This is a genomic window from Rhodococcus sp. Chr-9 (genome assembly GCF_000801125.1).
Lineage (GTDB): Bacteria > Actinomycetota > Actinomycetes > Mycobacteriales > Mycobacteriaceae > Rhodococcus > Rhodococcus pyridinivorans.
The window spans coordinates 185,594-205,010 of the sequence record NZ_JTIZ01000122.1 but is presented as its reverse complement, the minus strand read 5'-3'; the positions used below and the strand labels follow the sequence as shown (position 1 = coordinate 205,010).

At 69.2% G+C, this 19,417-nt stretch carries 19 protein-coding genes; 2 read left to right on the top strand and 17 right to left on the bottom strand.

Annotated elements, in window-relative coordinates; translation table 11 throughout:
• Nucleotides 1–54: 54 nt before the first annotated feature.
• The 9 genes from QR64_RS20030 to QR64_RS28270 form a co-directional block, all read right to left on the bottom strand.
• Nucleotides 55–393: a P-II family nitrogen regulator gene (locus QR64_RS20030; RefSeq protein ID WP_006551220.1), complete on the bottom strand. Its 339-nt coding sequence runs from the start codon at nt 391–393 to the stop codon at nt 55–57.
• Between the two features lie 63 nt (nt 394–456).
• On the bottom strand, nt 457–1,764 hold the full coding sequence (locus tag QR64_RS20025; protein ID WP_006551219.1) for an ammonium transporter: 1,308 nt from the start codon (nt 1,762–1,764) through the stop codon (nt 457–459).
• Between the two features lie 69 nt (nt 1,765–1,833).
• Nucleotides 1,834–3,372: signal recognition particle-docking protein FtsY (gene ftsY / locus QR64_RS20020; protein WP_039587370.1), on the bottom strand; the 1,539-nt coding region annotated here is incomplete at its 3' end.
• A gap of 12 nt (nt 3,373–3,384) precedes the next feature.
• Nucleotides 3,385–7,011 (bottom strand): chromosome segregation protein SMC, encoded by a 3,627-nt coding sequence (gene smc / locus QR64_RS20015; protein ID WP_039586938.1) that lies wholly within the window; start codon nt 7,009–7,011, stop codon nt 3,385–3,387.
• Nucleotides 7,012–7,047: 36 nt separating this feature from the next.
• The gene (locus tag QR64_RS20010; protein ID WP_081263439.1) at nt 7,048–8,022 is read right to left on the bottom strand and encodes an SMP-30/gluconolactonase/LRE family protein; all 975 of its coding nucleotides are present in this window, start codon (nt 8,020–8,022) and stop codon (nt 7,048–7,050) included.
• 88 nt (nt 8,023–8,110) lie between these two features.
• Entirely contained in the window at nt 8,111–8,398 is a 288-nt protein-coding gene (locus QR64_RS20005) for an acylphosphatase (protein WP_019289083.1), read from the bottom strand.
• A 3-nt stretch (nt 8,399–8,401) separates the two neighbouring features.
• Nucleotides 8,402–8,839 (bottom strand): OsmC family protein, encoded by a 438-nt coding sequence (locus tag QR64_RS20000; RefSeq protein WP_006551214.1) that lies wholly within the window; start codon nt 8,837–8,839, stop codon nt 8,402–8,404.
• Nucleotides 8,832–9,407 (bottom strand): LysR substrate-binding domain-containing protein, encoded by a 576-nt coding sequence (locus tag QR64_RS28275; RefSeq protein ID WP_235367296.1) that lies wholly within the window; start codon nt 9,405–9,407, stop codon nt 8,832–8,834. The genes QR64_RS20000 and QR64_RS28275 overlap by 8 nt, the downstream gene beginning before the upstream one ends.
• Before the next feature lie 55 nt (nt 9,408–9,462).
• A partial coding sequence (locus QR64_RS28270) for a LysR family transcriptional regulator (RefSeq protein WP_235367255.1) occupies nt 9,463–9,784 on the bottom strand: 322 nt, incomplete at its 3' end.
• Between the two features lie 94 nt (nt 9,785–9,878).
• On the opposite strand from QR64_RS28270, the gene pcaH reads away from it, so the two are divergent.
• Nucleotides 9,879–10,610 carry a protocatechuate 3,4-dioxygenase subunit beta gene (pcaH, locus tag QR64_RS19990; protein WP_006551212.1) on the top strand — a complete coding sequence of 244 codons (732 nt, stop codon included), beginning with the start codon at nt 9,879–9,881 and terminating at the stop codon, nt 10,608–10,610.
• A complete protein-coding gene (pcaG, locus tag QR64_RS19985) occupies nt 10,607–11,290 on the top strand; it encodes a protocatechuate 3,4-dioxygenase subunit alpha (protein WP_039586933.1) in 684 nt (227 codons plus the stop codon). Before pcaH ends, pcaG begins: the two co-directional genes overlap by 4 nt.
• A gap of 37 nt (nt 11,291–11,327) precedes the next feature.
• Here pcaG and mutM read toward each other — a convergent pair whose 3' ends face one another.
• The 8 genes from mutM to QR64_RS19945 form a co-directional block, all read right to left on the bottom strand.
• Nucleotides 11,328–12,191: a bifunctional DNA-formamidopyrimidine glycosylase/DNA-(apurinic or apyrimidinic site) lyase gene (gene mutM / locus QR64_RS19980; RefSeq protein WP_039586931.1), complete on the bottom strand. Its 864-nt coding sequence runs from the start codon at nt 12,189–12,191 to the stop codon at nt 11,328–11,330.
• 6 nt (nt 12,192–12,197) lie between these two features.
• The gene (rnc, locus tag QR64_RS19975; RefSeq protein ID WP_006551209.1) at nt 12,198–13,001 is read right to left on the bottom strand and encodes a ribonuclease III; all 804 of its coding nucleotides are present in this window, start codon (nt 12,999–13,001) and stop codon (nt 12,198–12,200) included.
• A gap of 11 nt (nt 13,002–13,012) precedes the next feature.
• Nucleotides 13,013–13,195, bottom strand: coding sequence for a 50S ribosomal protein L32 (gene rpmF / locus QR64_RS19970; RefSeq protein ID WP_006551208.1), 183 nt, complete (start codon nt 13,193–13,195; stop codon nt 13,013–13,015).
• A 2-nt stretch (nt 13,196–13,197) separates the two neighbouring features.
• On the bottom strand, nt 13,198–13,812 hold the full coding sequence (locus QR64_RS19965; protein ID WP_006551207.1) for a YceD family protein: 615 nt from the start codon (nt 13,810–13,812) through the stop codon (nt 13,198–13,200).
• 101 nt (nt 13,813–13,913) lie between these two features.
• Nucleotides 13,914–14,672 (bottom strand): DivIVA domain-containing protein, encoded by a 759-nt coding sequence (locus QR64_RS19960; protein WP_006551206.1) that lies wholly within the window; start codon nt 14,670–14,672, stop codon nt 13,914–13,916.
• Nucleotides 14,673–14,810: 138 nt separating this feature from the next.
• The gene (coaD, locus tag QR64_RS19955) at nt 14,811–15,302 is read right to left on the bottom strand and encodes a pantetheine-phosphate adenylyltransferase (RefSeq protein ID WP_006551205.1); all 492 of its coding nucleotides are present in this window, start codon (nt 15,300–15,302) and stop codon (nt 14,811–14,813) included.
• Nucleotides 15,299–15,865, bottom strand: a complete 567-nt coding sequence (gene rsmD, locus QR64_RS19950; protein ID WP_039586930.1) for a 16S rRNA (guanine(966)-N(2))-methyltransferase RsmD — start codon at nt 15,863–15,865, stop codon at nt 15,299–15,301. Before rsmD ends, coaD begins: the two co-directional genes overlap by 4 nt.
• Nucleotides 15,862–19,263 (bottom strand): pyruvate carboxylase, encoded by a 3,402-nt coding sequence (locus tag QR64_RS19945; protein WP_039586927.1) that lies wholly within the window; start codon nt 19,261–19,263, stop codon nt 15,862–15,864. The genes rsmD and QR64_RS19945 overlap by 4 nt, the downstream gene beginning before the upstream one ends.
• Between the last annotated feature and the right edge of the window lie 154 nt (nt 19,264–19,417).

Genomic DNA, 19,417 nt, shown 5'->3' with positions numbered 1-19,417 from the left:
GATCCCGCTGCCGAAGCAGCGCGATCAGGGCCTCGAGTGCCGGACCCCTGGGGGTCAGAGCGCATCCGAACCTCGTTCTCCGGTGCGGACCCGGACAACGGCTTCCACGGGCGTGACCCACACCTTGCCGTCGCCGATCTTGCCGGTACGGGAGGCCTCGACGATGGTCTCGACGACCTTGTCGACAGCGGAGTCGTCGATGACGACCTCGACACGGACCTTCGGCACGAAGTCGACGGAGTACTCGGCTCCGCGGTAGACCTCGGTGTGGCCCTTCTGGCGGCCGTACCCCTGCACCTCGCTGACTGTCATTCCCAGCACACCGGCCTGCTCCAGGCCTGCCTTGACGTCCTCGAGCGTGAACGGCTTGATGATCGCCGTGATCAGCTTCATATCCTCATCCTTCCCAGAGCCCGCTGGCCGCTGTCATCCCTGCTCACTGTCGTGGTCTTCTTATCACTTGAGAGCCGGCGCGAAGTCGTATGCGGATTCCGCATGTTCGGCTTCGTCGATACCGCGGGCCTCTTCCTCGTCGCTCACACGCCAGCCCATGGGCTTGAGTGCGAAGGCGATCACTGCGGTGACGACGGCGGTGAACACCAGGGCGACGACTGCGATGACGATCTGGATGACGAGCTGCTTGTAATCGCCACCGTAGAACAATCCGGTCTCGGTGCCGAGGAAGCCGATGGCGACCGTGCCCCACAGGCCGGACACGAGGTGGACACCCACGACGTCGAGCGAGTCGTCGTAACCGAACTTGTACTTCAGACCCACCGCGAGGGCGGACAGGACACCGGCGATGACGCCGAGGGCGATCGATCCGACCGGGCTCAGCGAGCCTGCAGCGGGGGTGATGGCGACCAGGCCGGCGACGGTACCGGACGCGGCACCGAGGCTGGTGGCCTTGCCGTCACGGATGCGCTCGGTGAGGAGCCAGCCGAGGATGGCGGCGGCGGTGGCGGTGGTGGTGTTGACCCAGGCCAGGCCGGCAGTACCGTCGGCGGCGAAGGCCGAACCGGCGTTGAAGCCGAACCATCCGAACCACAGCAGCGCGGCACCGAGCATGACGAACGGCAGGTTGTGCGGACGGAAGGCGGTGCGACCGAAGCCGGCACGCTTGCCGATGACGACGGCCAGGACGAGAGCGGCGATACCGGCGTTGATGTGGACGACCGTGCCACCGGCGAAGTCGATCGGCTCCACCGCAGCGCTGACCTCTCCGCCGTCCTCGACGGTGCCGAACATGGCCGCTGCGATGCTGTCCTCGGAGCCCGAGAGCAGGCCGCCACCCCACACCATGTGGGCGAGCGGGAAGTAGGCGCAGGTGACCCAGATGGCCGCGAACGCCATCCACGTACCGAACTTCACGCGCTCGGCCAGCGCACCGCTGATCAGAGCGGTAGTGATGATCGCGAAGGTCACCTGGAAACCGATGTCGATGATCTGCGGGTAGTTGCCCGAACCACTTGCAAGGAACTCACCATCCTCGCCGTACATGGCTCCCTGCAGACCGAACTGCTCGAAGGGGTTCGCGAAGATCCCGAGTACGCTCTCGTTGCCGTAGGACATCGACCAGCCCCACAGGACGTAGATGACCCCGATCACGGCCATCGCGCCGAAGGACATCATCATCATGTTGAGCACGGACTTGGAACGGGACATCCCGCCGTAGAAGAACGCCAGGCCCGGGGTCATCAGAAGCACGAGCGACGCTGCTATCAGCATCCACGCTGCGTCGCCGGTGTTCACCACTTCCTCCACTTGCAACCTCCCTGTAGGCCGCGCCGAGCGGCGCGTTGTCGAGGGAAAGCTTGCTGCCCGGATGTTTCNGTCGGCGCCCTCACCGAGACCCACCAGCTTCACCGGGACGCCGAGTTCGTGCTGCACCTGGAAGACGATGCCGCCCTTGGCGGTTCCGTCGAGCTTGGTGAGCACCACACCGGTGATGTCGACGACCTCGGCGAACACGCGGGCCTGCATCAGACCGTTCTGGCCGATCGTCGCGTCGAGGACGAGCAGAACCTCGTCGACGGCGGCCTTCTTCTCCACGACGCGCTTGACCTTGCCGAGCTCGTCCATCAGGCCGGTCTTGGTGTGCAGGCGGCCGGCGGTGTCGACGAGGACCGCGTCGACACCGTTGTCGATGCCCCTCGCGACGGCATCGAACGCCACCGCGGCCGGATCGGCGGCCTCCTTGCCGCGGACGACCTCGGCGCCGACGCGTTCGGCCCAGGTCTGCAGCTGGTCGGCGGCCGCGGCACGGAAGGTGTCGGCGGCACCGAGCAGCACCCGGCGTCCGTCCGCGACGAGCACGCGGGCGAGCTTGCCGGTCGTCGTGGTCTTTCCGGTGCCGTTGACACCGACGACGAGCAGCACCGCGGGATGGTCCTCGTGCGGGAGGGCCCGGATGGAGCGGTCGAGCTCGGGGCGGAGCTCATCGACAAGCACGCTGCGCAGCACGGCGCGGGCGTCGGCCTCGCTGCGCACGTTGTTCACGACCATCTCCTCACGCAGACGGTCGACGATCTTGGTGGTCGTCGCGGCACCGAGGTCGGCCACGAGCAGCGTGTCCTCGATCTCCTCCCAGGAGTCCTCGTCGAGATCGCCACCACCGAGCAGGCCGAGCAGGCTCTTGCCGACCGCTGACTGCGAGCGGGCCAGACGGCCGCGCAGGCGGACAAGGCGACCTGCGGTGGGTTCGATCTCCTCGATCGGGGCTGCCGGAGGAACAGCGGCCGGTCCGGCCGGTTCGACGATTTCCGGTTCGACGACCTCGGGTTCGGTGACCTCGGGTTCGGCAACGGTCTCTGTCGCCGGGGCGGGCTCGACCTCGGGCTCGACGGGCTCGGGAGCGGGACGCTCCGGCTCCGGGGCGACCTCGGGCTCGACCGGCTCCGGTTCGGCAGGCTTCGGCTCCGCAGGCTCCGGCTCGGGCTTGGGCTTGGGCTCGACCTTCGGCTCAGGCTTCGGTTCGACCTTCGGCTCGGGCTTCGGTTCCGCCTTCGGCGCAGGCGCAGGTTCCGCCTTCGGCTCGGCGGGTGCGGGTGCGCTCGGCGGAGCTTCGGTGATCTCCTCCGGCAACGGCACCGTGCGGGGCGCCGGCTCCGGCTTCACCGCAGGCTTCGGTGCCGGTTTCGGCGCAGGTCGGGGGGCCGGCGCCGGTGGCGCGGCCGTGCCCTGCGAGAAACTGAATCCGCTCTGCGCCTTGTAACCGCCCGAGCGGTCCTTTGTCTCGGCGGAATCGAGCTGCGGGGTCTCGGGCGCCTTCAGCGACACCTGCCGCCGCCGGTAGAGGGTCAGACCGACGACGAGCGCGACGAGAACGACCGCCAGCGCGGCGGCGATGACTATCCAGGCTCCGGTACTCACGCACCCATACTGTCAGGCCTGGAGCTCTTCCTCCGGTTCGGGGACCGGTGTCGCGATCTCGCGTCCGCGCAGTCGCTGCGAGATGACCCGGGTGATGCCGTCGCCCCGCATGCTCACGCCGTACAGCGCATCGGCGACCTCCATCGTCGGCTTCTGGTGGGTGATGACGATGAGTTGGGACTTCTCGCGCAGCTGCTCGAACAGCCCGATCAACCGTCGCAGGTTGGTGTCGTCGAGCGCGGCCTCGACCTCGTCCATCACGTAGAAGGGCGACGGACGGGCCCGGAAGATCGCGACCAGCATCGCCACCGCGGTCAGGGACTTCTCGCCGCCCGACAACAGCGACAGGCGCTTGACCTTCTTGCCCGGCGGGCGGGCCTCGACCTCGATGCCGGTGGTGAGCATGTCGCTCGGGTCGGTGAGCACGAGCCGCCCCTCACCGCCGGGGAACAACTTCGCGAAGACCTGTTCGAACTCGCGCTCGACGTCGGCGTACGCCTCCGTGAACACCTGCAGGATTCGCGCGTCGACCTCCTCGACGACAGCGAGCAGGTCCTTGCGGGCGCTCTTGACGTCCTCGAGCTGGGTAGACAGGAAGTTGTACCGCTCCTCGAGCGCCGCGAACTCCTCCAGTGCGAGCGGGTTGACGCGTCCGAGCGTCGCGAGATCCTTCTCGGCGCGCTTGGCCCGCCGCTCCTGGGTGACCCGGTCGTAGGGCATCGGTTGGGGAGCGACGACCTGTTCGCCGCGTTCGCGGGCCTGCTCGTACTCGGCCATCTCCAGCGGCGTCGGCGGCAGCGGCACGTCGGGGCCGTACTCGGCCACGAGGTCGTCGAGGGCGATGCCGTGCTGCTCGAGGATGGTCTGTTCGAGTTGCTCGATCCGGAGCGAGGCCTGCGCCCGGGCCACTTCGTCGCGATGCACCGCGTCGGTGAGCTGGTCGCGCTGCACGGACAGTTCGCGGACGAGTTCGCGGGCCCGTTCGAGTTGCTCGGCGCATTCGGCGCGGCGCCGGTTCAGGTCGTCGCGCTGTGCGAGTGCCGTCGTCACGGCCACCTCGAGTTGTTCGGCGAGTCGCTGCCCTGATTCGGCCACCGCCGCGGCGACGGCCGCCGCCTGACGACGCGCGACGCGGGCACGTTCGGCACGAGCGCGGGCCTCGCGCTCGGCTTGCGCGGCGCGGCGGAGCGAATCCGCTTTGCCCCGAAGCGCTTCGGCACGTTCCTCGGCCGTGCGTGCCGCGAGTCGCGCCTCGACCTCGACGGCCCGGACCTCGGCGAGCGCGGTCGCGGCCATCTCCCGCTCGGCGGCGGTGTGATCGGTGCCCGCACCGTCGCTACTTCCGGCCGAGTCGTCCTCGGCCAGGCGCAGTCGCTCCTCGAGCTCGACCAGCTTCTCCCGTGCCGCGTCGCGTTCCTTCTCTGCCTCCGTGCGTTGGGCTGCGAGGCGTCCGGATTCGGCGTGAGCGGTGCGTGCCGCCTGGCCGAGCCGACCGAGTTGTTCGTAGACGGCCGACATCGCCGCGTCGGACTCGTTGAGCGCGGCAAGGGTCTGTTCGACGTGTTCGGCGCGTTCGGCCTGTTCCGCGAGTGCGCCCGCGAGGGCTGCGGCCAGTTCCTCGGAGCGACGTTCGGCCTGTTCGAGGCCGGCACGGGAAGTATCGATCGCCGCCTGGATCTCGAGGGTGCTCGGGGCGCGGTGCGAGCCGCCGACCACCCAGCCCGCACCGGCGAGGTCTCCTCCGCGCGTCACGGCGCGCAGATCGGGCCGGGCAGCGCAGACCCCGAGGGCAATGGGCAGGTCGTCGACCACGACGGTGCGGGCCAGCAGGCCGTCGACGCCTCCGCGCAGGTCTGCGGGGCACTCGACGACCTCGCGGAGCCATCGGGCACCGGACGGCAGGTCGCCGGTGTCGGTGGGACCGGCAGTGCCGGGCAGGACGAATGCCACCCGGCCCTGGTCGGCTTCGGCGAGCGCTGCGACCGCCGAGATCGCGGCGTCGGCCGACTCCACCTCGAGGGCGTCGGCCGCGGCGCCGAAGGCAGCTGCGACGGCGGCCTCGTATCCCGAGGACACCCGGAGCCGGTCGGCGAGGCGCCCCACGAGTCCGTCGCCGGAACGCGTGTCGATCAGCCAGACCGCGCCGTCGGTGCGTTCGAGTCCCAGCGACAGGGCTTCGATACGGGCGCCGAGCGAGGCGACCACCTTGCCCGCGGCGCGTTCTGCCTCCTGGAGTTCGGTGACCCGCTCGTCGGCGAGCCGCTGTGCTTCCAGCGCTCGTTCGTGCTGCGCGTCGGCGTCGATCTCACCGGCGTCGAGATCGTCGATGCGTGCCTGAGCGGTCTCGAACTCGGCCTGTGCGGCGACGCCGCGGAGCCGGGCCTCCTCGATGGCGACGGTCAGGCGTGCGATCTCCGCGTCGATCGATTCGGCGCGGGTGCGCATCGTCTCGACCTGGCCTGCGAGACGCGCGAGGCCCTCGCGCCGGTCGGCGACGGCACGCACCGCGGCCAGATGTGCGCGTTCGGCGGCCGCTGCAGCCTCCTCCTGCGCGGCGAGCTGCTCGCGGGCCGCCTCGAGGGCTCCGTGCGCGATCTCGACGGCCTCGACCAGTTCCGCTTCCTCGGCGGCGATCCGGTCGGCGCGGGCTTCCATCTCGTCGGGATCCTGACCGGAACGGTCCTCGGGTTCGGCGTGCAGGTGCCGGGCGCGTTCCTGCGCGACCCGCACGGTCGCCGAGACGCGCTCGGCGAGGGCGGACAGGCGGAACCAGGTCTGCGACGCCGCTTCGGCACCGGGAGTGAGCTGCGCGAGGGCCTGTTCGTGGCGGGCGAGTTCGGCGTTAGCGTCGTCGAAGGCCGCGAGCACGGTGTCGAGCCGCTCCCGGACCATCTTTTCCTGCTCGTCGTGCCCGGCGAGTTCGGCGCGGCGCGTGACGAGGTCGTCGGCGGCCAGACGTAACCGCGCGTCGCGCAGGTCGGCCTGGATGGTCTGGGCGCGACGCGCGACCTCGGCCTGCCGGCCGAGCGGTTTGAGCTGGCGGCGCAGCTCGGCGGTGAGGTCGGTGAGGCGCGCGAGGTTGGCCTGCATCGAGTCGAGCTTGCGCAGCGCCTTTTCCTTGCGCTTGCGGTGCTTGAGGACGCCGGCGGCCTCCTCGATGAAGGCGCGTCGGTCCTCCGGGCGGGATTCGAGGATCGCGGCGAGGCGGCCCTGACCGACGATGACGTGCATCTCGCGGCCGATACCGGAGTCGGACAACAGTTCCTGTACGTCCATGAGACGGCAGGAACTGCCGTTGATCTCGTATTCGCCCGCGCCGTCGCGGAACATGCGGCGAGTGACGGAGACCTCGGAGTACTCGATGGGCAGCGCACCGTCGGAGTTGTCGATGGTGAGCGTGACCTCGGCGCGTCCGAGCGGCGGGCGGCCGGCGGTTCCGGCGAAGATGACGTCCTGCATCTTGCCGCCGCGCAGGGCTTTGGCGCCCTGCTCCCCCATCACCCAGGTGAGTGCGTCGACGACGTTCGACTTGCCGGACCCGTTGGGGCCCACCACACAGGTGATACCCGGTTCGAAACGGAGAGTCGTCGACGAGGCGAAGGACTTGAAGCCCTTCAACGTCAGACTCTTGAGGTACATGGATGAGAACTCTACCGGCGGGTTGTGACCGCTTTCCTAGGCCGGGTGCACCGCGCGGACCGTCCCGTCGAAACCGGTCGTGTACAGGACGTTCGGGTCCCAGCCCGGTCCCGAACCGAAGGCGAGCGAGGACATCAGTGGGATGCCCTCGGCGATGCGGCAGCTGTGCCCGGTCGCCGGATCGACCCGCAGGACCGCGCCGGCGAGGTTGAGCGCGATGTACAGCGCGCCGTCGGGACCGATCGTGAGGTCGTCGGGCATAGAGAGCAGCCCCGGCCCGGGCAGGTCGATGCTGCGCACGGGTCCTTCGAGGTCGCGTGCGTCGAGGATGTGGAGCCGGTTGACGTTCTCGAAGGTCGTCACGGTGTAGACGGTGTCGCCGTCGACGGCGATGCCGTTGACGGATCCGAGATCGGTACGGACGACGCGGGCCTCGCCACCGCCGGCGGGCACGAGGGTGAGTCCGACCTCGCCGAGATCGCGTGAGGTGAGCATCGATCCGTCCGACAGCCGGCCGAGGCCGTTGGGCATGACCAGCCCGGTGCCGTGGGTGCCGCGTTCACCCGTGTCGAGGTCGAGCGTGTCGATCGTGCCGTCGGCGATCCCGGCCAACCCCGAGACGGTCGTGTTGCCCACGTTCAGGTACACGGTGGGAACGTCGACGACGATGCCGCCCGGACCGGTCACCTCGGACAGCACGGTGGTCACGCTGCCGTCGGGAGTGATCCGGCGCAGCGCTCCGGGGCCGACGAAGGAGGTGTCCGAGACGAGCAGACCGCCCCGCTCGTCGAACGCCAGGTTCTCGAGGACACCGAGCCCCGACGCGACCGTCGTGACGGACCGCGGTGCGCAGGCAGCCGGAACGAACGCCGCCGGTGCTGTGGCAGCGGGACCGGCCGCCGCCGGTGCTGCGGCAGTGGGACCGGCCGCCGCCGGTGCTGCGGCCAGGGGTGCCACTGCCACAGCGGCGGCTGCTGCCGCCACCATCGTCGAACGTGCACGCCTGCCCATATGTCTCCTCCTCGCCGACCGCGACCCCCCGGCCGCTTGCACCCGATCGCGGCAGGATACCAAGCCGAACGGACAAACAGGACGGATGTCAGCGTTCGACGAAACCGTCGAGGTCGCCGCGCGCGGGATCCCACGATTCGACGACGAGCCGCACCTCACCGGGGGTGTCGCCGGATCGCAGCCACGCGAGGAGCTGTTCGAGTGCCGGCCGGGGGCCTTCGGCCACGACCATGACGCGACCGTCGGGATGATTCGTCGCGTGCCCGACGAGACCGAGTTCGAGTGCGCGGGCACGCGTGAACCAGCGGAAACCGACCCCCTGGACGCGGCCGTGCACCCACGCCGTGAGCCGTTCGACGTCTGCGGGGGCGCTCATCGATCAGTCCTCGGGGGTGATCGTCAGCGAGACCTCGGTGCCCGCCTCGAGGGTGCGGCCCACCGTGCACACCTTGTCGACGGAGCGTTCGACGAGGGCGATGAGGCGGTCCCGTGCGTCTGCGTCGAGCTCCGACAGGTCGAGGACCATCTCCTCCTCGAGGTGCGGGTAGACCTCGTTCTCGCGGTCGGCGGCACCGGAGACGCGGATCGTCGCGTCGTAGTCGTCGCCGAGCCGGCGGGACAGCGGGAAGTCCGAAGCCATGCCGGAGCACGCGGCGAGCGCGATCTTGAGCAGCTCGCCCGGGGTGAAGACGCCCTCGACGCTCTCCGAGCCGATGAGCACCTCGGCGCCGCGGGAGCTGCGTCCGGTGTAACGGCGCGTGCCGGTGCGCTCGACCCACAGCTCGGTGGTGGGAAGGTCGGAAGTCTGGTCAGCCATGGAGGAAATCCTGCCATGTCCCGTCGACCGGGATGTCGCGCAGGATGGTCACGAAGTCCTCGACCTCGGCGGACGACGCGTCGGCACTGCGTCGCAGCACTCCGACCGGTTCGACGGTGCCCGCGGTGGGTAGGTCCAGGCGCCGGACCACGCCGTCGGCGAGGTCGTCCCGGGCCGCGCGTTCGGTGGTGATCCACACGGCGTCGCTGCGCCGCACCACCCCGCGTGCCACGGCGAGGTCGAGTGTCTCGATCAGCCCGACCGGCAGTCGCAGGCCGTGACGTTCGAACAATGCCTCGGTCGCGTGGCGCGGTACGGTTCCGCTGGTCGCGACCACCAGGGGGTGTTCGAGCGTGTCGGCGACGGAGACGGAACGCCCGGCGAGGGGGTGGCCGGGCCGGACGACGAGGATCAGCGTCTCGGCGTACAGGAGCTCGAACGACAGCCCCACCATCCGGGACGGTTCGGCCATGCGCCCGAGGACGACGTCGAGGGCGCCGGCGGCGAGCGCCGACAGCAGGACGGCATTGGGGTCGGTGCGGATCCGGATGTCCAGATCGGCGCGCACGCGGCGCAGCTCCGCCAGAGCTTCGGGGAGTACGTACCCGGCCACGGTGGGTAGNCGCGGGCGGGTTCGGCCGCTCCCGCCAGTGCGGCCACAGCTGCGTCCAGTGAGGTGGTGACGTCCTGCGCGTATCGCAGGAAGCGGTGACCCGCCGCGGTGAGGCGCGCACCGTGTCGGCCGCGGTCGAGGAGTTTCGCTCCGGCGAGCACCTCGAGCTCGTTGAGTGTCTTCGTGACGGCCGGCTGACTCAGCTGCAACAGCTCGGCGGCCCGACCGACCTGACCCTCGCGCGCGACGGTGACGAAACATCTCAGGTGCCGGAGGCGGATGCGTCGCACCTGCTCCGGGACGGACGAGGACGGACCGAACGCGGATTGCATTACTGAAAGTTATGAATCAACTGCCGTTTTGTCAATTTACATGAGTTTTTATTCACCGTATGGTTGTGTCCACAGCTCAGAGATCGGAGATCGCATGTCCACCGGCGAATACGTCGAGCGCGACCACACACTGCACCCACCCGCGCTCACCCCCGGCTACCGCACGTCGGTGCTGCGCGCACCGCGCAACGCGCTCATCACGCCGAAGCCGACCCTGTCGGAGATCACCGGACCTGTCTTCCGCAGCGACGAGCTCGGCGCCCTCGACAACGACCTGATCCTGAACTTCTCGAAGGACGGCCTGCCGATCGGTGAGCGCATCATCGTCCACGGCTTCGTCAAGGACGAGTTCGGCAATCCGGTCGAGGGCGCACTCGTCGAGGTGTGGCAGGCCAACGCCGGTGGCCGGTACCGCCACAAGAAGGACACCTATCTCGCTCCCATCGATCCGAACTTCGGCGGTTGCGGGCGGATGCTCACGGACGCGAACGGCTACTACCAGTTCCGGACGATCAAACCCGGCGCATATCCGTGGGGCAACAGCCGCAACGCCTGGCGCCCGGCGCACATCCACGTGTCGATCCTCGGCCGTGGGTGGGCCCAGCGCCTGATCACCCAGCTGTACTTCGAGGGCGACCCGCTCATCGAGAAGTGCCCGATCGCGCGGACGATCCCGACCGTGGATCAGCTCCGCAGCCTGATCGCCCAGGAGGACCCCGCCTCCAACGCGCCGTTCGACGCCCGCGCCTACCGCTGGGACATCACCCTGCGCGGTCGCCGCGCCACCTTCTTCGAGAACACCGACCTCCCGGGAGCCCCGCGATGAGCCTGCCCACCGATCCCTACCGGCCCGTGCCCCCGCTGCTCCCCCTCGCGATGGTCACGCGTTTCCCGGAAACGCCCTCGCAGACCGGCGGCCCGTACGTCCACATCGGGCTCGCGTCGCAGCAGGCCGGCTTCGACATCTTCGACAACAACTTCGGCAACGTCCTCGTCACCGACGAGACCGAGGGCGAGCGAATCGTGTTGGAGGGCCGCGTCATCGACGGCACCGGCACCCCGGTGCGCGACGCCCTGCTCGAGAGCTGGCAGGCGAACGCGCACGGCCGGTACGCACATCCGGACGACGCACAGGACAAGGATCTCGATCCGAACTTCCGCGGCTGGGGACGCACCGGCGGCGACTTCGAGACGGGCGTGTTCACGATCGAGACGATCAAGCCCGGGGCCGTCACCAACCCCGACGGCTCCGTCTCGGCACCCCACATCCTGCTGGTGATCTTCGCGCGCGGAATCAACCTCGGGCTGCACACGCGGGTCTACTTCGAGGACGAGGCCGGGCTCAACGCCGAGGATCCCGTCCTGAAGGGCATCGAATGGGAGGTGCGGCGCAACACCCTGATCGCGTCGCGTTCCGAGCGCGACGGACGCACCGTCTACACGATCGACATCCGGCTGCAGGACACTCCGGACGGTGGCGCCGAGACGGTCTTCTTCGACATCTGAACCACCACCTTTCCGAACGGCCCGGTATGCGCGTGCGCTACCGGGTCGTTCGCGGTCGTGGCTGACACTTCGGGCAGCTGTACGACGAGCGGTTCATGAACTTCTCGCGGCGGATCGGCGCGCCGCAGCGTCGGCACGGCTCGTTCTCGCGTCCGTAGACGTTCAGGGAACGCTCGAAGTAGCCGGACTCCCCGTTGACGTTGACGTACAGGGCGTCGAACGACGTACCACCCTGCTCGAGGGCCTCCGCCATCACCTCGGTGGCCGCATCGAGAGCCGACCGGAGCTTCGGACGCGACAGCGCGTCGGTGGGCCGGTTCCCGTGAATCCTTGCGCGCCACAGCGCTTCGTCGGCGTAGATGTTGCCGATGCCGGAGACGACGGTCTGGTCGAGCAGCGCACGCTTGATCTCGGTGTGCTTGGTGCGCAGCACGGCCACGACCGCATCCGGGTCGAACCGGGGATCCATCGGGTCGCGGGCGATGTGCGCGACCGGCAGCGGCAGACGATCACCGTCCACCTCCACGAGCGGGGCCAGGGCCCAGCCTCCGAAGGTGCGCTGGTCGACGAAACGCAGATCGGCACCGTTGTCGAGGACGGCGCGGATACGCAGATGCTTCTCGTCCGGCACGGTCGGAGGCTGCACGAGCATCTGCCCGCTCATCCCCAGATGCACCACGAGAGCCAGATCGGCCGGTTCGAGCACGAGCCACATGTACTTGCCGCGGCGCTCGACCGAAGCGACCTTCTGACCGGTCACCTGCAGTGCGAGATCGCGCGGACCGGGCTCGTGCCGTCGGACGGCACGCGGATGCAGCACCTGCACCGAGTCCACAGTCGCGCCGACGACGTGCGCGTCGAGTCCGCGACGGACCACCTCGACCTCGGGAAGTTCGGGCACCTGCGGTCAGTTGTCCTCGGTGGGCGTGTCGGCGGATCCGGACTGCTGGTCGGAAGCCCCGGCATCACCGGTCTCGGCAGCAGTGCCCTCGGTCAGCGCGTTCCATGCGGCCGACGCGGCCTTCTGCTCGGCTTCCTTCTTGGTGCGTCCGACACCGGTGCCGTAGGGATTGCCACCGATGAGGGCGGTGGCGGTGAATTCCTTGTCGTGATCCGGACCGGTGGCGGTGATCTCGTAGGCGGGAACACCGAGACCGCGCTCGGCGGTGAGTTCCTGCAGACTCGTCTTCCAGTCCAGACCGGCACCGAGGCGCGGGCCGCGTTCGAGCAGTGCGGCGAACAGGCGCAGAACCACTTCGCGCGCGACGTCGATGCCGTGCGCGAGATGGACGGCGCCGAGGAGCGATTCCATTCCGTCGGCCAGGATGCTGGCCTTGTCGCGTCCGCCCGTCAGTTCCTCGCCCTTGCCGAGCAGGAGATGCACTCCGAGCCCGCCTTCTCCGAGGCCGCGCGCCACCTCGGCGAGCGCGTGCATGTTGACAACGCTCGCGCGGATCTTGGCGAGTTCGCCCTCGGACTTGTCCGGGTGGGTGAGGTAGAGCTTTTCGGTCACCGCGAGCCCGAGGACGGCATCGCCGAGGAACTCGAGACGTTCGTTGGTGGGCAATCCGCCGTTCTCGTAGGCGTACGAGCGGTGGGTGAGCGCCAAGGACAGGAGTTCTGCGTCCAGAGGCACGCCGAGGGCGGCGAGGAGAGACTCGTGGCTCTCTTCGCCGCCCTCGGTAGCTGTTTCGGAGGACTTGCTCGTCACGTGAATACCGATTAGACGGGCGCGGTCACCTGACGGCCGTTGTAGGTGCCGCACGACGGGCACGCCACGTGGGGCAGCTTCTTCTCTCCGCAACCCCGGTTCGGGCAGGTGACGAGCGTCGGCGCAGTGGTGTTCCACTGGCTGCGCCGCGACCGGGTGTTGGAACGCGACATTCTGCGCTTGGGGACGGCCACGTCTACTTCTCCTCGTTGTTCGAGCTGTCGATTTGACTGCTGGGTTCTTCGGAGCCCGCGCCGAACTTGGCTGCCAACCCAGCCCAGCGAGGATCCATTGTCTCATGACGGTGCCCGGATTCTGCAATCGCCAGGCGAATGCCGCATTCGGGGCACAATCCCGCACAGTCGTCACTACACAACGGCTGCAGCGGAAGTTCCAGACCAACCGCGTTCACGAGGACCGGTTCGAGATCGATCAGATCGTTCTCGACGCGGTACACCTCGTCGTCCTCGGTGGTCTGCTCAGTGACGCTGTTCGGGTAGGCGAACAGCTCGGTGAGGTACACGTCCACCGGCTCGGTGAACGACTCGAGGCATCGAGAGCACTCGCCGAGGGCGTCGACACGAACACTACCGGTGACCAGGACGCCCTCGGACACCGACTCCAGGCGGAGATCGAGATCGATCTCGGAGCCTTCCTCGATCGCGATCAGATCGAGCCCGATGCGCGAGGGTGACGGCACCTTCCGCTCGACCGTACGCATCGAACCGGGCCGGCGACCCAGGGAGAGCGTGTCGAACACCAGCCCCGAGTCCCGGCCGGAACGGGACGTGCTGGAATCACGGGTGGACACGGGGAACTCACCTTCTTCGGACGACGCAGGACACGACTCGGTCGTGATAGGGCAACCGCTCCATGATACGCGATGGGCGGCAGGAGCGAAAATCCCGCGGGTCAGCGGCGACGGCTCGCCCGGTGGTCGGCCTCCGCGAAGTCGGGAGCACCCGACAGCCGCAGCTGCTGCCGGCCGCGGCCGACGGACCGCAGCGTGGTGCCGAGCAGTTCCTCGAACTCTCCCAGCTTGCCGTCGATGTACTCGTCGCACTCCGTCCGGAGACGGTCGGACTCGGCGTGGGCCGAATCGATGACACGCGCCGACTCGGCGTGTGCGGCCTGCACGACCTCGGTCTGCGACACCAGACGTGCCTTCTCGGCCTCGCCCTCGGCCACGGAACGCTCGTAGGACGCCTGCCCGGACTCGACCAGACGGTCGGCCTCGACGCGGGCACGCCCGGTCACGCTCTCGTACTGCTTGTTGCCCTCGGCGACGAGATCGTCGGCCTCGGCCTGCGCATCGCGCACCAGTTCCTCGGCGTGGGCGCGGGCCTCCTTGACCATCCGGTCCGCTTGGGCCTTCGCGTCCGCGAGCATGCGGTCGGCGTCGGCGCGCGCGTCCTCGAGGAGGGTGCGTGCCTCCTCGTCGGCGTCCCCGACCGTCTTGTCGGCCTGAGCCCGCGCGTCGTTGATCAGCTTGTCACGGTGATCGAGGACGTCCTGCGCGTCGTCGAGTTCGGGCGGCAGCGCATCGCGCACATCGTCGAGCAATTCGAGGACATCGCCGCGCGGTACCACGCAGCTCGCCGTCATCGGAACGCTACGTGCCTCTTCGACGATTGCGACCAGCTCGTCGAGTGCCTCGAATACCCGGTACACGCCCAACCCCAATCACTCGCTCGACACGACCGGTGCGGCCGCGCCGCCGTCCAGTCTGCCGCAGCGCAGGGCACGCTCGTGTGCCCTGCGCTCGGTGTGTCGGGATACGGCCGTCACAGGCCGTGCGGAGGGTCCGGTCTATTTCGCGGCGGCCCGCTCGGCCAGGCGCGTGAGCAGACGATCGTGCACGGAGCCCGGCAGCATCTCGGAGACGTCGCCACCGTAGGTCGCGACCTCCTTGACGAGCGAGCTCGAAAGGTAGCTGTAGACCGGGTTGGTGGCGACGAACAGCGTGTCGACGCCGGTGAGCTTGTGGTTCATCTGCGCCATCTGCAGCTCGTAGTCGAAATCGTTGGCGCCGCGCAGGCCCTTGACGATCGCGGTGATCCCCCGCTCGCGGGCGTAATCGACGAGCAGGCCCTGCCAGGCGTCGACCGTGACGTTCGGCAGGTGCGACGTGGCCTCGGTGAGCATCTCGAGGCGTTCGTCGATCGTGAACATCCCCTGCTTGTTGGGATTGATCGTGACGGTCACGACGACCTCGTCGAACTGGGCCGAGACCCTGCCGATGACGTCGAGGTGTCCGTTGGTGACCGGGTCGAAGGATCCTGGGCAGACCGCGCGGCTCATGACCCAGCACCGTAGCAGGTGGCGATCTCCACTCTCGTCTCGCCGTAGCGCTTCGACCTGCCGACCTCGAATCCCTGCGGCCACACCGTTTCCGGTGATCGCGACGACCGTTCGACCACGACGATCGAGCCGTCCTCGACCCAACCTCCGGACATCAGCGTCCCGAGCACGCCGGTGACGGCCTCCTCGGTCACGGCGTAGGGCGGGTCGGCCAGGACGAGGTCGTAGACGCGGTCGGGGGTGCCCGCAAGCACCGCGGATACCGGTGCGGTGCGCAGCACCGCACCGGACAGTCCGACCGTCGCGATGTTCTCGCGGATCACGCCCGCCGCCTTCGCGTCGGACTCGACGAGCATCGCGTGCTCGGCGCCGCGGGACAGCGCCTCGAGGCCGAGCGCCCCCGACCCCGCGTAGAGGTCGAGGACGGCGGCCCCGTCGATGTCCATGCGTGCGTCGAGCGAACTGAACAGGGCTTCGCGCACCCGTTCGGAGGTGGGCCGGGTTCCGCGGGGCGGCACCTTCAGGCGCCGCCCCCCTGCCCGGCCGGCGACGATCCGTGTCACTCGGCGCTGTCTCCCGTGGACACCTCGACGAGCAGGTCGCCACCTTCGACCTGTTGCACCGGCCCGATCGCGACGCGCGTGATGCGGCCGCCGCGCGGCGCGGTGATCGCGGCCTCCATCTTCATGGCCTCGATCGTGGCGACGGTGTCGCCCGCCGAGACGCTGTCGCCCTCGGACACGACGAGGGTGACCATGCCGGCGAACGGCGCCGCGACGTGACCGGGATGGTTGCGGTCGGCCTTCTCGGCGGCAGGGGTCTCCGCGGCCACCGAGCGGTCGCGCACCGACACCGGGCGCAGCTGCCCGTTGAGGATGCACATGACCGTGCGGTAACCCTTCTCGTCGGCATCGGAGATCGCCTCGAGGCCGATGAGCAGTTCGACACCCTTGTCCAGGCGCACCCGGTGCTCGTCGCCGTGCCGCAGACCGTAGAAGAACTGGTTGGCCGACAGCTCGGTGGTGTCGCCGTAGGTCTCGCGGTGCTGCTCGAACTCCTTCGCGGGGCCCGGGAAGAGCAGGCGGTTGAGCATGCGGCGACGCTCGTCGGACGAACCGCCGAGGGCCTTCTCCTCCTCCGGCGCGAGCGGGGTGATCGGCTTGGGCTCGGCGCGGCCCGACAGCGCCTTGCTGCGGAAGGGCTCCGGCCAGCCGCCGGCCGGGGTCCCGAGATCGCCGCGCAGGAAGCCGATCACCGAATCGGGGATGTCGTACTTGCCGGGCTCGGCGGCGAAGTCGTCGACCGAGACGCCCGCGCCCACGAGGTGCAGCGCGAGGTCGCCGACGACCTTGCTCGACGGCGTGACCTTGATCAGGCGGCCCAGGAGGCGGTCGGCGCCGGCGTAGGCGGCCTCGACTTCTTCGAAGCGGTCGCCGAGGCCCAGCGCGATGGCCTGCTGGCGCAGGTTCGACAGCTGACCGCCGGGGATCTCGTGGGTGTAGACGCGGCCGGTCGGTGCGGGCAGCCCCGACTCGAACGGTGCGTACACCTTGCGCAGCGCCTCCCAGTACGGCTCGAGATCGCACACGGCCTGCAGGTCGAGACCGGTGTCGAACTCGCTGTTCGCCGCGGCGGCGACGATCGCCGACAGGGCGGGCTGGCTCGTCGTACCGGCCAGCGCCGCGGACGCACCGTCGACGGCGTCGGCACCGGCGTGCCAGGCCGCGAGGTAGGTGGCGAGCTGACCGCCCGGGGTGTCGTGTGTGTGCACGTGCACCGGCAGATCGAAGTTGCTCCGCAGCGCCGACACGAGCGTCGCGGCGGCCGGGGCGCGCAGCAGACCAGCCATGTCCTTGATGGCCAGGACGTGCGCACCGGCCTCGACGATCTCCTCGGCCAGACGCAGGTAGTAGTCGAGCGTGTAGATCGACTCGTTCGGGTTCGACAGGTCGCCGGTGTAGGACATCGCGACCTCGGCGAGGGTGGTGCCGGTCTCGCGCACCGCGTCGATTGCCGGACGCATCTGGTCGACGTTGTTCAGCGCGTCGAAGATGCGGAAGATGTCGATGCCGGTGTCGGTGGCCTCCTGCACGAAGGCGCGGGTGACGGCCTCCGGGTAGGGGGTGTAGCCGACGGTGTTGCGTCCGCGCAGCAGCATCTGCAGGTTGATGTTCGGGATCGCCTCGCGCAGCGCCGCGAGCCGCTCCCACGGATCCTCGTGCAGGAAGCGCAGTGCGACGTCGTAGGTCGCGCCGCCCCACGCCTCGATCGACAGCAGTTGCGGCGTCATCCGGGCCACGTGCCCGGCCACCGTCAGCAGGTCCTTGCTGCGCACGCGGGTCGCGAGCAGCGACTGGTGGGCGTCGCGGAAGGTGGTGTCGGTGACGCCGATCGCCTTCTGGTCACGCAGCGCACGGGCGAAGCCCTCGGGTCCGAGCTCGAGCAGACGCTGACGCGAACCGGCCGGCGGCTCGGCGTTCAGGTCGATCGCGGGCAGCTTGTCGTGCGGGTAGACCGTCGTGGTGCGCTCGCCGTGCGGCTTGTTCACCGTCACGTCGGCGAGGTACCGCAGGATCTTGGTGCCGCGGTCGGCGGACGAGCGCAGAGTCAGCAGGTGCGGGCGTTCCTCGATGAACGAGGTGTTGACGTTGCCGCCGCGGAAGTCCTCGTCGTCGAGCACCGCCTGCAGGAACGGGATGTTCGTGGCGACACCGCGGATACGGAACTCGGCGACCGCGCGGCGCGCGCGGGCGACGGCGGTCTCGAAGTTGCGGCCGCGGCAGGTGAGCTTGACGAGCATCGAGTCGAAGTGGGCGGAGATCTCCGCGCCGACCGAGGTGCCGCCGTCGAGACGGATACCGGCACCGCCCGGAGTGCGGTAGCCGGTGATGCGGCCGGTGTCCGGACGGAACCCGTTGGCCGGGTCCTCGGTGGTGATGCGGCACTGCAGCGCCGCGCCGCGGATGGTGATGCCCTCCTGCGACAGGCCCAGTTCCTCGAGCGACTCGCCTGCGGCGATGCGCAGCTGGGACTGCACGAGGTCGACGTCGGTGATCTCCTCGGTGACCGTGTGCTCGACCTGGATACGCGGGTTCATCTCGATGAACACGTGGTTGCCGCGTTCGTCGACGAGGAACTCGACGGTGCCCGCGCACTGGTAGCCGATCTCCTTGGCGAAGGCGACGGCGTCGGCGCAGATGCGGTCGCGAAGCTCGGGATCGAGATTCGGGGCGGGGGCGAGCTCGATGACCTTCTGGTGGCGGCGCTGCACCGAGCAGTCGCGCTCGTACAGGTGGATGACGTTGCCGTGCTTGTCGGCGAGGATCTGCACCTCGATGTGCCGCGGGTTGACCACGGCCTGCTCCAGGAAGACGGTGGGATCACCGAAGGCCGCGTCGGCCTCACGGGAAGCAGCTTCGATGGCCTCGCGCAGCTGGGAGGGCTCGGCGACCCGGCGCATGCCGCGTCCGCCACCACCGGCGACGGCCTTGACGAAGACCGGGAAGTTCATCGTCTCCGAGGCGGCGAGCAGCTCATCGACATCCGACGACGGCTCCGACGACGCCAGTACCGGGAGGCCGGCGGCCTTCGCCGAGGCGATCGCGCGGGCCTTGTTGCCCGTCAGTTCGAGGATCTCCGCCGACGGACCGACGAAGGTGATGCCCGCTTCCGCGCACGCTGCAGCGAGGTCCGGGTTCTCGGAGAGGAAGCCGTAGCCGGGGTAGATCGCGTCGGCGCCGGCCGACACGGCCGCTTCGACGATCTTCTCGACCGACAGGTATGCGCGGACCGGATGCCCCTCCTCCCCGATCTGATAGGCCTCGTCGGCCTTCAACCGGTGCAGGGAGTTCCGGTCTTCGTACGGGAACACCGCGACCGTCCCGGCACCCAGTTCGTAGGCGGCACGGAACGCGCGGATCGCGATCTCGCCACGGTTGGCGACAAGCACTTTCGAGAACATTGGTCGACGGTACCGCGCCGTAACATGCCGACTCGGACGCGCGTTCCACATCGTGGGACGAGGCGTCCGGATGGCACGACTGGAACGATGCAGTCGGCTCCGCCGTAACACGGCGTCAACACGCCGGGCACGGCCACCGAAACCTCACCGCGGG